Here is an 11,959-nt window from a genome sequence, read left to right on the forward strand (position 1 = left end):
GGCGGGCCGTGGAGGACCGCACCGGGTGCATCCTGCCCGGTGCGGCGTCAGCCGATGCCCGCCACGTGCCGGTCGCGTGCGGCGCCGAGCCCGGCCACGACCTGTGGCACCAGCAGGACGAGCAGGAGGACCAGCGGCACGGTCCAGCTGTGCGAGACGTCGTGGACGGCGCCCAGGAGGGTCGGCCCGGTGGCGGCGAGGATGTACCCGAAACACTGCGACATGCTGGAGAGTTGCGCCGCGTGCCGGGTGTCGGGCGCGCGCTGCACGATGAAGAGCAGCGCCAGGCTGATGGCCGCGCCCTGCCCGAGGCCGAGCAGCGTCATCCACAGATAGGCGCCGCCGACCGGCGCGACGAGCAGTCCGGCGAAGCCGAGCGCGCACAGGGCCGCGCCGAGCGCGGCGAGGGTGCCGGAGCGCAGCCTGCGGCCGACGATCACCGGGGCGAGGAAGGAGCCCGCGATGCCGAGCAGCGACGAGAAGGAGAGCATCCAGCCCGCGTCGCCCGCGCCCATGCCTGCGTCCTGGAAGACGGTCGGGAGCCAGGCGGCGGCCGCGTAGTAGTTGAGGGACTGGAGCCCCATGTACGCGGTGACCTGCCAGGCCAGCGGGGAGCGCCAGAGCCCGCGTACGGGATGCGCGGCCTGCCGTGCCGCCGCGGCGCCCACGCGGGTACGCGACCGGATCTGCGGCAGCCACACGACCAGCGCGACCACCGCGAGCGCGCCCCAACAGGCCAGGGTGGTACGCCAGTTCATGCCGCTCGCCTGCTGCACGGGCAGCGTCACGCCGGCCGCGAGGGCGGCACCGCCGAAGAGCGACATCGAGTACAGACCCGTCATCAGGCCCGCCTTGGCCGGGAAATCACGCTTGATGAGCCCCGGCAACAGCACATTGGCGACGGCGATGCCCGCGCCGATGACGACGGTCCCCGCGAAGAGCGCGACGACCGAGTCGACCAGGCGCAGCGCCGTGCCCGCACAGATCAGCACCATCGTCCCGAACAACGACCGCTCCATCCCGAGCCCCCGCCCGAGCCGCGGCGCCACGGGCGCGAGCAGCCCGAAGCAGAGCAACGGCAGCGCGGTGAGCAGACTCGTCGCGGCGGCCGACATGCCGCTGTCGTCCCGGATGGTATCGGCGAGCGGCGAGACGGCGACGAGGGCTGGCCGCAGATTGAGCGCGAGGAGCACGACCCCGAGGGCGAGGTAGAGGGTGGCGCGGGGGGATGTCGGGGGTGGGGCGGGGGTCGGGGCGGCGACGGGGTTCGGCGCAGCCGTGCTGGTACCGGTGGGTGCGGCTTTGGGGGGCGGCGGCTCGTCCGGCGCCGGTACCGGTGCTGCTGCCTTACTCATGTGCTGCTCCTGCGGTCGTTCTTGTGGGCGCCGAAGTCGGTGGCCGGAGCCGTGTCCGACGGCGTGTCGGAGGCGCCGGGCGGGTGTTCCCGCAGTGCCGCCATCCCCTCGTCGAGATGGGCAAGGACCGCGGCCTCCGCGGCCTCGGGGTCCCGTGCCTCGATGGCGTCGACGATCGCCTCGTGGCCCGCGAGCTGGTGGCGCACCGAGTCCGGGACGGGCGCCCCGATGACGGACTGCACCGTGGAGCGCAGGGCGTCACTGAGGTGTCCGTACAGCTCCGCGAGGACGCTGTTGTGCGCCGCCTCGGCGACCGTCCGGTGGAAGGCCATGTCCGCGTCGACGAACGCGGCCGTGTTCCCGCTCTCCCACGCCGCGGTGCGCTCGGCGAGCGCGGCCCGCAGCGTCGCGAGGTCCTCGTCCGTGCGGCGCTCCGCCGCGTACCGGGCGGCGTCCCGCTCCAGGCTGGCGCGGACCTCGTACGCCTCCAGAACTCCTGCCCTGCGTACTCTGCGCTGCACGGCCGCGCCGAAGTCGCTGCTGGCCCGGACGTACGTCCCGTCACCCTGCCGCGGCTCCAGCATCCCCGTGTGCACGAGCGCGCGAACCGCCTCCCGGACGGTGTTGCGCCCCACGGCGAGCTGCTCCACGAGCAGCGGCTCGGCGGGGATCTTCTCGCCCACCCGCCACTCGCCGTCGGCGATGAGGCTCTCCATCTGGGCGATGACGAGGTCGACGAGGCTGGTCCGGGCGGCGCTGCGCAACGGCATCGGTCGGCACTTTCTCTCAAGCCCTCACGGGGGGTGACATCTCGGACATGGGAACATCCCATGTTTCGAGCTGTCAAACGAGCCTTTACCTTCCAGGTCTGGTCTAGACCTTGACAGGTTCAGACCATTTTCGCTTGAGTTCGCGAGACCCCCTGGAGGCGCGGCCCCCAGCAAACCGCGCCACCGTAAGGAGAGTTGGCATGTTCCGACGCTTCACCAGCTTCGCGGCCGCGCTCGGCGCCCTCGGCGCGCTGATCGTCCTCGGCCCGGCCGCCACCACGGCGTCCGCCGCCGAGTGCGCCGCACCATGGAGCTCCTCGTCCGTCTACACGGGCGGCAAGTCCGCCTCGTACAACGGACACAACTGGACCGCCAAGTGGTGGACCCAGAACGAGACCCCGGGCCGCTCCGACGTCTGGGCCGACCAGGGCACCTGCGGCGGCGGGACGGACCCGGGCAACCCCGACCCGTCCGGCTTCGTCGTCAGCGAGGCCCAGTTCAACCAGATGTTCCCGAGCCGGAACTCGTTCTACACGTACAAGGGCCTGACCGACGCCCTCAAGTCCTACCCCGCCTTCGCGAAGACCGGCAGCGACACCGTCAAGCGCCAGGAGGCGGCGGCGTTCCTCGCCAACGTCAGCCACGAGACGGGCGGCCTGAAGTACGTGGTCGAGCAGAACCAGAACAACTACCCGCACTACTGCGACAAGACCCAGCCCTACGGCTGCCCCGCGGGACAGGCCGCCTACTACGGCCGCGGCCCGATCCAGCTGAGCTGGAACTTCAACTACAAGGCGGCGGGCGACGCGCTCGGCATCGACCTGCTCAACAACCCCTACCTGGTCGAGCAGAACCCGGCCATCGCCTGGCAGACGGGCCTCTGGTACTGGAACACCCAGAGCGGCCCCGGCACCATGACCCCGCACAACGCCATGGTCAACGGCGCCGGATTCGGCGAGACCATCCGCGCCATCAACGGCACCCTGGAGTGCAACGGCGGCAACCCCGCCCAGGTCCAGAGCCGCATCGACCGCTACAAGGCCTTCACGCAGATCCTGGGCACCACCCCGGGCTCGAACCTGAGCTGCTGACCCTCGACGAGCCGCCGGCCCTCGACCAGCCGCTGACCCCCGACCGCCGACCCTGAGTCGCCGGCACGGCCCGGGCGGGTCCCTGCCACAGGGACCCGCCCGTCGCTATGCCGCCAGCAACCGGGCCGCGCCGGCCCGGGCCTGGCGCGCCGGTTCGGGCGAGCCGGAGATCGCGGCGGCCGTCACGGCTCCTTCCGCGAGCAGGACCAGGGGGCCGACGGCCGACTCCGGCCCTCCGGCGTCCGCCACCAGCCCGGCGACGTACTCCGCGAACGCCTCCTTGTGCGCCCGCACGATCCCGGCCACCTCGGGGTCGACGGCCCCGAGCTCCCCGTACGCGTTGACGAAGGCGCAGCCCCGGAAGTCCGGCTCGGTGAACCAGTCGTACAGCCAGTCATAGACCGCGAGGACGCGCCCCGGGCCCTCGGGCAGGCCCTCCACATGGGCGGCGAGGCGAGCCCGCCAGCGGCGATCGCGGCGGTCCAGGCAGGCCCGGACCAGCTCCGACTTCGAGGGGAAGATCCGGTAGAGCCGCTTGAGCGAGACACCCGACGCGGTGCGGACCTGGTCCATCCCGACCGCCTGGACGCCCCGCTCGTAGAAGAGCCGGTCGGCGGCGTCGAGGACTGCGACTTCCGCTTCCGCGTGATCCATGACGACTCCCGGCCGGTCGAGAACGAACGTTCTCACACCGTACTACGCACTCCTACACGCACCCGGGCACCTTGGGTCGTTGCGCGAGAACGAGCGTTCTCCTATCGTGGCCACCCGCGATGGAGAACGACCGTTCTCCCACGTATCCGCAGGGAGCAGCCCCATGCCCACGCCCAAGACCGCCACCGGCACCGTGCGACCCCCCGTCCCGCCCTTCACCCGGGAGACCGCCATCGAGAAGGTGCGCCTCGCCGAGGACGGCTGGAACAGCCGCGACCCCGAGAAGGTGGCCCTCGCCTACAGCGAGGACTCGCGCTGGCGCAACCGCGCGGAGTTCGTCACGGGACGCGAGGCCATCGTCGGCTTCCTGTCCCGCAAGTGGGCCCGCGAGCTCGACTACCGGCTCATCAAGGAGCTGTGGGCGCACGACGGCCACCGCATCGCGGTGCGCTTCGCCTACGAATGGCGGGACGACTCCGGCCACTGGGTCCGCTCGTACGGCAACGAGAACTGGGAGTTCGACGACGGCGGCCTGATGCACACCCGCCACGCCTGTATCAACGACCTGCCCATCCAGGAATCCGACCGCCTCTACCACTGGCCGCTCGGCCGCCGCCCCGACGGCCACCCCGGCCTCACCGACCTCGGCCTCTGAACGGCCGAAAGCGCTACCGGCCAGGTGTTACCCCCTCGAACACTGGGCACCCGGTCGGCGACAACGGCCCGGTCCACCGCATGGACGACGAGGCCGAACAGTACGCCGACCGGCAAGGAGATCCACATGACCACCGCACGCGAGATCATGACGCCGGGCGCGGAGTGCGCCGGAGCCGAGGAGACCGTGCTCCAGGCAGCCACCAAGATCACCGAGCTGGGCGTCGGTGCCCTCCCCATCTGCGGGACCGACAACCGCCTCAAGGGCGTCATCACCGACCGGGACATCGTGGTCAAGGTCCTGGGCAAGGGCAAGGACCCCTCGAAGGTCCTCGTGCAGGAGCTCGCGCAGGCCGAGGCCGTCACCATCGGCGCGGACGACAGCGTCGACGAGGTCTTCGCGACGATGACCTCGCACAAGGTGCGCCGGCTCCCCGTGATCGACGGCCGCTCCCTGGTGGGCATGGTCGCGCTCGCCGACGCCGCCCGCGCCCTGACCGACCCCAAGGCGGGCCAGCTCCTGGAGGCCCTCTCCACGGACTGACCGCACCGGTCACCCCGCCGTACCGATCGAACACCTCGCCGTGGGGCGGGCAGCCGCCCCACGGCACCGGGCGGCCCTCCCCGGCATGCCGCCGTCCGCGGGCCGCCCTACGGTGGACATTCCGGGGCCGCGTCGCTCGGAGCCACACCGCCCCGGCCCCGCCGGGCCCCGGGCACCCCGAGGAGGAACCGCATGCCCATCGCCACGGTCGACCCGGCCACCGGTGAGACCCTCGAAACCTTCGAGCCGCTGTCCGCCGACGAGATCCAGCAACGCCTCGCGGCGGCGGAATCCGCGTACGCCCACCACCGCACCACCGGCTTCGCCGAGCGCGCCCGGCTGCTCAACCGCGCCGCCGACCTGCTGGAGGAGGACGCCGCGGACGTCGCCCGCACCATGACCACCGAGATGGGCAAGCCGGTGAAGGCGGCACGGGCGGAGGCCGCGAAGTGCGTCAAGGCCATGCGCTGGTACGCGGAGCGCGCCGAGGGGCTGCTCGCGGACGAGCGGCCCGCGCAGGACGACGTGGCCGACTCCGGCGCGTCCCGGGCGGTCGTCCACTACCGTCCGCTCGGCGTCGTCCTGGCCGTGATGCCGTGGAACTTCCCGCTCTGGCAGGTCATCCGCTTCGCCGCGCCCGCCCTCATGGCGGGCAACGTCGCCCTGCTCAAGCACGCCTCGAACGTGCCGAGGACCGCCCTCTACCTCCAGGACCTCTTCCGTCGCGCCGGCTATCCGGAAGGCTGCTTCCAGACGCTGCTGATCGGCTCGGGCGAGGTCGAGGAGATCCTGCGCGACCGGCGGGTGGCCGCGGCGACGCTCACCGGCAGCGAGCCCGCGGGACGCTCGGTGGCGTCCGTCGCGGGCGACGAGATCAAGAAGACGGTGCTGGAACTGGGCGGCAGCGACCCGTATCTGGTGCTGCCGAGCGCCGACGTCGAACAGGCGGCCGCGACCGCGGTGACGGCCCGGGTCCAGAACAACGGCCAGTCCTGCATCGCCGCCAAGCGCTTCATCGTGCACGCCGACGTCTACGACGCCTTCCGCGACCGGTTCGTCGCCGGTATGCGGGAGTTGACCGTGGGCGACCCGATGGACGAGAACACCGACGTGGGTCCGCTGTCGAGCGAGCGGGGCCGCGCGGATCTGGAGGAGCTCGTCGAGGACGCGCTGAGCCGGGGCGCCACCGCCCTGTGCGGCGGCGAGCGGCCCAAGGAACAGGAGCGGGGCTGGTACTACTCCCCGACCGTCCTTGCGGACGTCACTCCGGAGATGCGGATCCACCGGGAGGAGACCTTCGGTCCTGTGGCCACGCTGTACCGCGTCGCGGACCTGGACGAGGCGGTGGAGCTGGCCAATGACACGCCCTTCGGCCTGAGTTCGAACGTGTGGACCCGCGACGACGCCGACATCGAGCGGTGCGTACGCGATCTCCAGGCGGGCGGCGTCTTCTTCAACGGCATGACCGCCTCCCACCCGGGCCTGCCCTTCGGCGGCGTCAAGCGCTCCGGCTACGGACGGGAGCTGTCGGGCCACGGCATCCGTGAGTTCTGCAACGCCACGACCGTCTGGTACGGCGCCGCGGAGTGAGCAGAGGAGTCCCGGGGCGCCCGCGGGCACCCCGGGACAACGCCCCTCACACCTCTCACGCCGACAGCACGGAGTCGTCCAGGGTCCTGGCGCCCGGCAGCCGGTGGCCCGCCGCGACGACCGCGGCGTCGATGTCGCTGGTTCCGGTGGCCAGGCACAGGCTGTACGCGATGTCCTCGTACGCCTGCCGGCTCTCGGCACTTCCCTGGTCGGCACGGAGCACGGCCAGGGCCTTGTAGCGCTCCAACAGGTCTTCCAGTACGACGGGGTGCGCCAGCAGCACGGGGTGCCTCCCTCGGGATCGGGTTCAACGGTTGCTCAACGACCCGCCTGCCCCCGCGTGTCGACTCGAATCAGCATGAACGCTTCCGTTTGTCGATCCGCCGGTTGGTGGTCAGACTCGATGATGTGGACGCGTCGAACAGCCAGCCCGCGGGGCGGCCCGTACCGGAGACCCGGGACGGCGGCCGCCGCGAGACCGAGAGCGAGCGCGCCGACCGCCGCTGGACCGAGCTCATCCAGGAAGTGCGGGTGGCGCAGACCGGTGTGCAGATCCTCTTCGGCTTCCTGTTGACGGTCGTCTTCACCCCGCGGTTCTCGGAGTTGGGCGACACCGACCGGACGATCTACATCGTGACGGTGCTGCTCGGCTCGGCGACGACGGGCGCCCTCATCGGGCCGGTCTCGTTCCACCGCGTCGTCTCGGGCCGGAAGATCAAACCGCAGGCGGTGGTGTGGGCCTCCCGGCTGACCGTCGTCGGCCTGATCCTCCTCCTCGCCACACTCACCACGGCGCTCCTCCTCATCCTGCGGGTCGCCACCGACGACTCCGTGGTGCCCTGGCTCGTGACCGGCGTCGTCACGTGGTACCTGCTCTGCTGGTTCGTGCTGCCCGCGTGGGCGCGACACCGGTACACGACGGCGGACTGAGGCCCGCGCAAGGGGCGCGGGGAACTGCGCGACCAGCCACGAAGCACCCGCAGCAGAGGTCGCGCCCCCGGGAGGGGGATCAGGTGGATCAGGTGTGGATCACCGCGCCGGGGGCACCCAGTGTCAGGACCAAGCAGGCAGCAAATCCACACTGTTCGCAATAAGTCACCGGAAATCACTACGCGTCACTTCTCGGGTGGTGGCAGGTGACGAACGGGCGGAGTGTGGGAGGAGGAGCCTCTAGTGCAGTTCCCACAGACGGGAGATGCCACATGACCACGCACACGCGGTCGCCCATGCCGACTCCGGCGCGCCCGGCACGTCCGGGGCGTCTGGTCGCTCTGCCCGGCGTCTACGCACCGCAGCACGACACGGAGCTGCTGGCCCGCGTCCTGTACCGCGAGCGCATCGACGACGGCACTTCCGTACTGGACCTGGGAACCGGCTCCGGGGCGCTCGCCGTGACGGCGGCCCGGATGGGCGCGCGGGTGACGGCCCTCGACATCTCCCGGCGTGCGGTGCTGTCCACCTGGCTCAACGCGCGGCTGGCCAGGCAGTCGGTCACCGTGCGCCGCGGCGACATGGCGGCCGGGGTGCCCGCGGGGCCGTACGACGTCGTGGTCAGCAACCCGCCCTACGTCCCCTCCCCTTCACCGCTGCTCCCCCGGCGCGGCCCTGCGCGCGCGTGGGACGGCGGTCCCGCCGGCCGCGCCGTCGTGGACCGCGTCTGCGACGCCGCTCCCGACGCCCTGCGGGTCGGTGGCGTCCTGCTGATGGTGCACTCCGCGCTGTGCGGCGTGGACGCCTCGCTGGAGCGGCTCGCCGCCCGGGGCATGGAACCCGCAGTCGTGGAACGGGAGTTCATTCCCTTCGGGCCCGTGATGCGCTCCCGCGAGTCGTGGCTGCGCCGACGCAACCTGCTGCGCGAGGACGAGACCAGCGAGGAGTTGGTGGTGATCCGTGCCGAACGCCGCTGACCGACCTCGCCGCGTCACGGTCGACCGCGACGGGCCGCTCCTGGTGGAGGGGCCCGTCGAGGTGGTGGGTGACGACGGGACCGTCTCCGTCTCCCGGCGGTTCGCGGTCGCGATCTGCACCTGCCGCCGCAGCCGTACGTACCCGTGGTGCGACACGAGCCACCGCCGCCGGGTGAAGCAGCACGCGGACGACGCGGGCAAACCGTCCGCACCCGCCACCGAAGCGACGCGGACCCAGACCAAAACGCCGCACACCCAAGCCCCGCACACCGAGGAGCCGGAGACCTCGTCATGACCGCCCCCGCCGAACTGCGCCCCACCGCCCCGCCCCACGCCGAATCGCGGTACCGCAGCCCCGGACTGCCGTCCCCCCGCGGCGAGCTGTCCCGCGGCGTGCTCGCCGCCCTGCGGAACGGCGGCCCGGTCCCCTCCCCACGGGACGCCGAGCGCGCGGACCCGTACGGAGACGATCTCCAGCTCGCCCTCTACGTCCTCTACGAACTCCACTACCAGGGATTCGCGGAGGTCACCGACGAGTGGGAGTGGGACCCCGCCCTGCTGACCCTGCGGCGCGCGATGGAGCGCCGCTTCCTGGACGCCCTGCGCGCCGACGTGCCCCCGTGCGACGACGCGGAAGAGGCCCTGTCCGAGCTCCTCGTCGAACCGGTCGGGCACGACGAGTCGAGCGTCAGCCACCACCTCCAGCGCGACGGCGAGCTCTGGCAGCTCAAGGAGTACGCGGCGCTGCGCTCCCTGTACCACCTGAAGGAAGCCGACCCGCACGCCTGGGTCATCCCCCGGCTGCACGGCCGGGCCAAGGCGGCGATGGTGGCCATCGAGTTCGACGAGTTCGGCGCGGGCCGCGCCGACGACATCCACGCCAGGCTCTTCGCCGAGCTCATGGCCGACCTCGGCCTGGAGACGTCCTACGGCCACTACGTGGACGCCGCCCCCGCCGACGTCCTCGCGACCGTCAACCTCATGTCCCTGTTCGGCCTGCACCGCGCCCATCGCGGGGCGCTGGTCGGGCACTTCGCCTGGGTCGAGGTGACGTCGTCGCCCGGCTCGCGACGGCTCGCGGCGGCGCTGCGCCGGGCGGGCGCGGGACCGGCCGCGCAGCGGTTCTACGACGAACACGTGGAGGCGGACGCCGTGCACGAGCAGGTGGTGCGCCGCGACGTCGTCGGCGGACTCCTGGCCGCGGAGCCCGCACTCGAAGCCGACGTCGCCTTCGGGGTCCGCGCCACCGGTTTCCTGGAGGACCGCCTCGGCGCACGCCTCCTCGACGCGTGGCGGCACGGTCGCAGCGCGCTGCGCGTTCCCCTGTCCGACTCCCCCGACGGGTCTCCCCGGTGGCCGCAGGACTGATGCGAAGCTATATGTGAGACGTGACTGATGGTCGAGATGGCGATGCCCTGTCGCCGGAGTCCTTCGCGCGGATCGTGCGCACCCGCAGTGCCGTGCGCCGCTACAGCAGTGATCCCGTCGAGGACCGTGTCCTTGAGGACCTGCTGGACGCCATGCTGTCGGCTCCGACCGGGAGCAACGCGCAGGCGTGGTCCTTCGTCGTGGTGCGCGACGCGACGGCCCTGCGGCGGCTGAGAGCGTTCTCTCCCGGCCTTGTCGGCAAGCCCCGCGTCGTGGTGGTCGCCTGCGTGGACGGCCGCCGGCTCGATCTGGCCTCGCACGACGGCGCGCCGCAGCTGTGCGTGACCATGGCCGTCAACACCCTGCTGCTGACGGCCCACGCGTACGGCCTGGGGGCCTGTCCCGTCACCAGTTTCCGGTCCGGTGTGCTGCGGGTTCTGCTGGGGATCCCCGCCGACATCGAGCCGGTGTTCATGGTGCCCATGGGCTACCCGGCAGGCGAACGTCAGATGTCCAAGCGTCGACCCCGGAGCGAAGTGATCAGCTATGAAGTCTTCGGACAGCACACTCCCGCCGTCGGTGCGTGAGGATCTCGTCCTGCTCGCCGCGAACCTGCTGAGCAGCGCTCGCGGGTTGCTGGAGGAGCCGAAGGACTACGGGCCGATGCGCTGTCTGGGTGCGGCCGGCCGGGTACTGGAGCTCCTCGAACAGACGGAGTCGAGCGAACCACGGCTGGTCGCCGTCCGCACCAGGATCGACGACGTACTCACCGGTCCACAGAACCACGAACACACGGCCGATCTGCTGGAGAACCTGTGCGAGCAGGTGGCCGTGGCCGTGTCACAGCCCGCCCGGGCCGAGGCGGGCGACTGAGGCCACGCTCACCCGTCCTGGCCCTGTCGGCCGGGCGGCGGTCCGGAGACCCGCGGGTCCACATAGTCGGGCCCGGGCAGGCCCTTGCGGCGCATGGCGATGCCGGACAGCGCCTCGAAGATGGCCCGGCGGGCGTTCGTCGTGGTGGTGCAGCCGGGATCCAGGTGGGGCGCCACCTCGACGATGTCCATGCCGACGACCGGCAGCTCGTGGCAGATGCGGCGGATGGCGGGCAGCAGCTCCCGGTTGGTCAGGCCGGGTGGCTCGGGGGTGCCGGTGCCGGGCGCGAAGGCCGGGTCGAGGACGTCGATGTCCAGGGACACGAAGAGGTGTTCGGGGCCGTCGAGCGCTTCTTCGAGAGCCTGCTGAAGGACCACGTCGAACCCTCGCCGGTCGATCTCGGCCATGAAGTGTGCGCGCAGTTGGTTGTCGCGCATCCAGTCGAGCAGGTCGTCGTCGGGTGCGATCGCGCTGCGCAGGCCGATCTGGACGAAGTTGCGCCCAGGGATGTGTTCGTCCTCGATCAGCCGGCGGATCGGTGTGGCGTGCGAGGCGAGATGGCCCGCCAGGTGGGGGGCGCAGTCCGGGTGTGCGTCGAAGTGGATGACTCCGACCTTGCCCGCCCCGTACACGTCGGCCATGGCGGCGGCGTCGGGCCACAGGATCGAGTGGTCGCCGCCGAGCACGATCGGGACGGCCCCTGTCTCGGCGATCTCGCGGACCAGGGCGCGGATCGGTTCCATGGAGTTGTCGATGCTGAACAGGTCCACCGCCGCGTCGCCGTAGTCGACGACCGTCAGCTCCTCGAAGGGCTTGACGCGTGTACTGGGGTTGATGAGCAGTCGCGGGGTGTTCGGGAGGCACCGCTCGTCGGCTCGGATGGCGCGCGGGCCGAACGCCGCGCCCCGGTGCCCGGTGGACATGTCCACCGGTGCTCCGACCACCGCCACGTCGACGTTGCCCGCGCGCAGGTCGTCCTGGTTGAGGCAGAGCGGCAGCCCGAAGAGCGTGGCGATACCGGCGTAGGGGGGTGCGAACTCGTACCGCTGGAGGTTGATCGGGCCGGGCTCGCGTCCCGGCTCGCCCGTGCGGTCGATCCGCTGTCGCCAGACGTCCGCCGGTACGTCTTCCACAGGAGGGCTCCTTCTGTCGC

Annotated in this window: 15 protein-coding genes; 10 read left to right on the top strand and 5 right to left on the bottom strand. The window is 71.7% G+C overall.

Features of this window, described 5'->3' with window-relative positions:
* Nucleotides 1-47: 47 nt before the first annotated feature.
* Nucleotides 48-1,355: a CynX/NimT family MFS transporter gene (locus tag ACZ4Z4_RS07315; protein ID WP_468323476.1), complete on the bottom strand. Its 1,308-nt coding sequence runs from the start codon at nt 1,353-1,355 to the stop codon at nt 48-50.
* Nucleotides 1,352-2,125, bottom strand: a complete 774-nt coding sequence (locus ACZ4Z4_RS07320; RefSeq protein WP_468323479.1) for a FadR/GntR family transcriptional regulator — start codon at nt 2,123-2,125, stop codon at nt 1,352-1,354. Before ACZ4Z4_RS07320 ends, ACZ4Z4_RS07315 begins: the two co-directional genes overlap by 4 nt.
* 200 nt (nt 2,126-2,325) lie before the next feature.
* On the opposite strand from ACZ4Z4_RS07320, the gene ACZ4Z4_RS07325 reads away from it, so the two are divergent.
* Complete coding sequence (locus tag ACZ4Z4_RS07325) at nt 2,326-3,216, top strand: glycoside hydrolase family 19 protein (RefSeq protein WP_468323481.1); 891 nt, start codon at nt 2,326-2,328, stop codon at nt 3,214-3,216.
* 105 nt (nt 3,217-3,321) lie between these two features.
* Here ACZ4Z4_RS07325 and ACZ4Z4_RS07330 read toward each other — a convergent pair whose 3' ends face one another.
* Entirely contained in the window at nt 3,322-3,870 is a 549-nt protein-coding gene (locus ACZ4Z4_RS07330; RefSeq protein ID WP_468323484.1) for a TetR/AcrR family transcriptional regulator, read from the bottom strand.
* 163 nt (nt 3,871-4,033) lie between these two features.
* Between ACZ4Z4_RS07330 and ACZ4Z4_RS07335 the strand changes: the two genes are divergently transcribed.
* The 3 genes from ACZ4Z4_RS07335 (at nt 4,034) to ACZ4Z4_RS07345 (ending at nt 6,658) form a co-directional block, all read left to right on the top strand.
* Nucleotides 4,034-4,525 carry a nuclear transport factor 2 family protein gene (locus ACZ4Z4_RS07335; protein WP_468323486.1) on the top strand — a complete coding sequence of 164 codons (492 nt, stop codon included), beginning with the start codon at nt 4,034-4,036 and terminating at the stop codon, nt 4,523-4,525.
* Nucleotides 4,526-4,651: 126 nt separating this feature from the next.
* On the top strand, nt 4,652-5,068 hold the full coding sequence (locus tag ACZ4Z4_RS07340) for a CBS domain-containing protein (RefSeq protein WP_468323489.1): 417 nt from the start codon (nt 4,652-4,654) through the stop codon (nt 5,066-5,068).
* 192 nt (nt 5,069-5,260) lie between these two features.
* The gene (locus tag ACZ4Z4_RS07345) at nt 5,261-6,658 is read left to right on the top strand and encodes an NADP-dependent succinic semialdehyde dehydrogenase (protein WP_468323493.1); all 1,398 of its coding nucleotides are present in this window, start codon (nt 5,261-5,263) and stop codon (nt 6,656-6,658) included.
* Between the two features lie 55 nt (nt 6,659-6,713).
* Here the strand turns inward: ACZ4Z4_RS07345 and ACZ4Z4_RS07350 are convergent, their stop codons facing one another.
* Complete coding sequence (locus ACZ4Z4_RS07350; protein WP_398298925.1) at nt 6,714-6,941, bottom strand: DUF5133 domain-containing protein; 228 nt, start codon at nt 6,939-6,941, stop codon at nt 6,714-6,716.
* Nucleotides 6,942-7,066: 125 nt separating this feature from the next.
* On the opposite strand from ACZ4Z4_RS07350, the gene ACZ4Z4_RS07355 reads away from it, so the two are divergent.
* From ACZ4Z4_RS07355 to ACZ4Z4_RS07380, 6 genes are all read left to right on the top strand, one after another.
* Nucleotides 7,067-7,588, top strand: a complete 522-nt coding sequence (locus ACZ4Z4_RS07355; RefSeq protein ID WP_468323494.1) for a DUF6328 family protein — start codon at nt 7,067-7,069, stop codon at nt 7,586-7,588.
* Between the two features lie 272 nt (nt 7,589-7,860).
* The gene (locus ACZ4Z4_RS07360) at nt 7,861-8,565 is read left to right on the top strand and encodes a HemK2/MTQ2 family protein methyltransferase (RefSeq protein ID WP_468323497.1); all 705 of its coding nucleotides are present in this window, start codon (nt 7,861-7,863) and stop codon (nt 8,563-8,565) included.
* Entirely contained in the window at nt 8,549-8,860 is a 312-nt protein-coding gene (locus ACZ4Z4_RS07365) for a CDGSH iron-sulfur domain-containing protein (protein ID WP_468323499.1), read from the top strand. Before ACZ4Z4_RS07360 ends, ACZ4Z4_RS07365 begins: the two co-directional genes overlap by 17 nt.
* Nucleotides 8,857-9,933, top strand: a complete 1,077-nt coding sequence (locus tag ACZ4Z4_RS07370) for an iron-containing redox enzyme family protein (protein WP_468323501.1) — start codon at nt 8,857-8,859, stop codon at nt 9,931-9,933. The genes ACZ4Z4_RS07365 and ACZ4Z4_RS07370 overlap by 4 nt, the downstream gene beginning before the upstream one ends.
* Nucleotides 9,934-9,953: 20 nt before the next feature.
* Nucleotides 9,954-10,520, top strand: coding sequence for a nitroreductase family protein (locus ACZ4Z4_RS07375; RefSeq protein ID WP_468323503.1), 567 nt, complete (start codon nt 9,954-9,956; stop codon nt 10,518-10,520).
* A complete protein-coding gene (locus ACZ4Z4_RS07380; RefSeq protein ID WP_468323506.1) occupies nt 10,513-10,806 on the top strand; it encodes a DUF6092 family protein in 294 nt (97 codons plus the stop codon). Before ACZ4Z4_RS07375 ends, ACZ4Z4_RS07380 begins: the two co-directional genes overlap by 8 nt.
* A gap of 8 nt (nt 10,807-10,814) precedes the next feature.
* On the opposite strand, the gene ACZ4Z4_RS07385 is transcribed toward ACZ4Z4_RS07380, so the two are convergent.
* Nucleotides 10,815-11,939 carry an agmatinase family protein gene (locus tag ACZ4Z4_RS07385; RefSeq protein WP_468323508.1) on the bottom strand — a complete coding sequence of 375 codons (1,125 nt, stop codon included), beginning with the start codon at nt 11,937-11,939 and terminating at the stop codon, nt 10,815-10,817.
* Nucleotides 11,940-11,959: the final 20 nt, after the last annotated feature.

The sequence above is a fragment of the Streptomyces sp. NPDC030245 genome, from assembly GCF_055572995.1.

Coding starts and splice junctions, on each gene's coding strand:
- ACZ4Z4_RS07315 (WP_468323476.1), bottom strand. CDS start 1,355: ATGAGTAAGGCAGCAGCACCGGTACCGGCGCCGGACGAGCCGCCGCCC.
- ACZ4Z4_RS07320 (WP_468323479.1), bottom strand. CDS start 2,125: ATGCCGTTGCGCAGCGCCGCCCGGACCAGCCTCGTCGACCTCGTCATC.
- ACZ4Z4_RS07325 (WP_468323481.1), top strand. CDS start 2,326: ATGTTCCGACGCTTCACCAGCTTCGCGGCCGCGCTCGGCGCCCTCGGC.
- ACZ4Z4_RS07330 (WP_468323484.1), bottom strand. CDS start 3,870: ATGGATCACGCGGAAGCGGAAGTCGCAGTCCTCGACGCCGCCGACCGG.
- ACZ4Z4_RS07335 (WP_468323486.1), top strand. CDS start 4,034: ATGCCCACGCCCAAGACCGCCACCGGCACCGTGCGACCCCCCGTCCCG.
- ACZ4Z4_RS07340 (WP_468323489.1), top strand. CDS start 4,652: ATGACCACCGCACGCGAGATCATGACGCCGGGCGCGGAGTGCGCCGGA.
- ACZ4Z4_RS07345 (WP_468323493.1), top strand. CDS start 5,261: ATGCCCATCGCCACGGTCGACCCGGCCACCGGTGAGACCCTCGAAACC.
- ACZ4Z4_RS07360 (WP_468323497.1), top strand. CDS start 7,861: ATGACCACGCACACGCGGTCGCCCATGCCGACTCCGGCGCGCCCGGCA.
- ACZ4Z4_RS07370 (WP_468323501.1), top strand. CDS start 8,857: ATGACCGCCCCCGCCGAACTGCGCCCCACCGCCCCGCCCCACGCCGAA.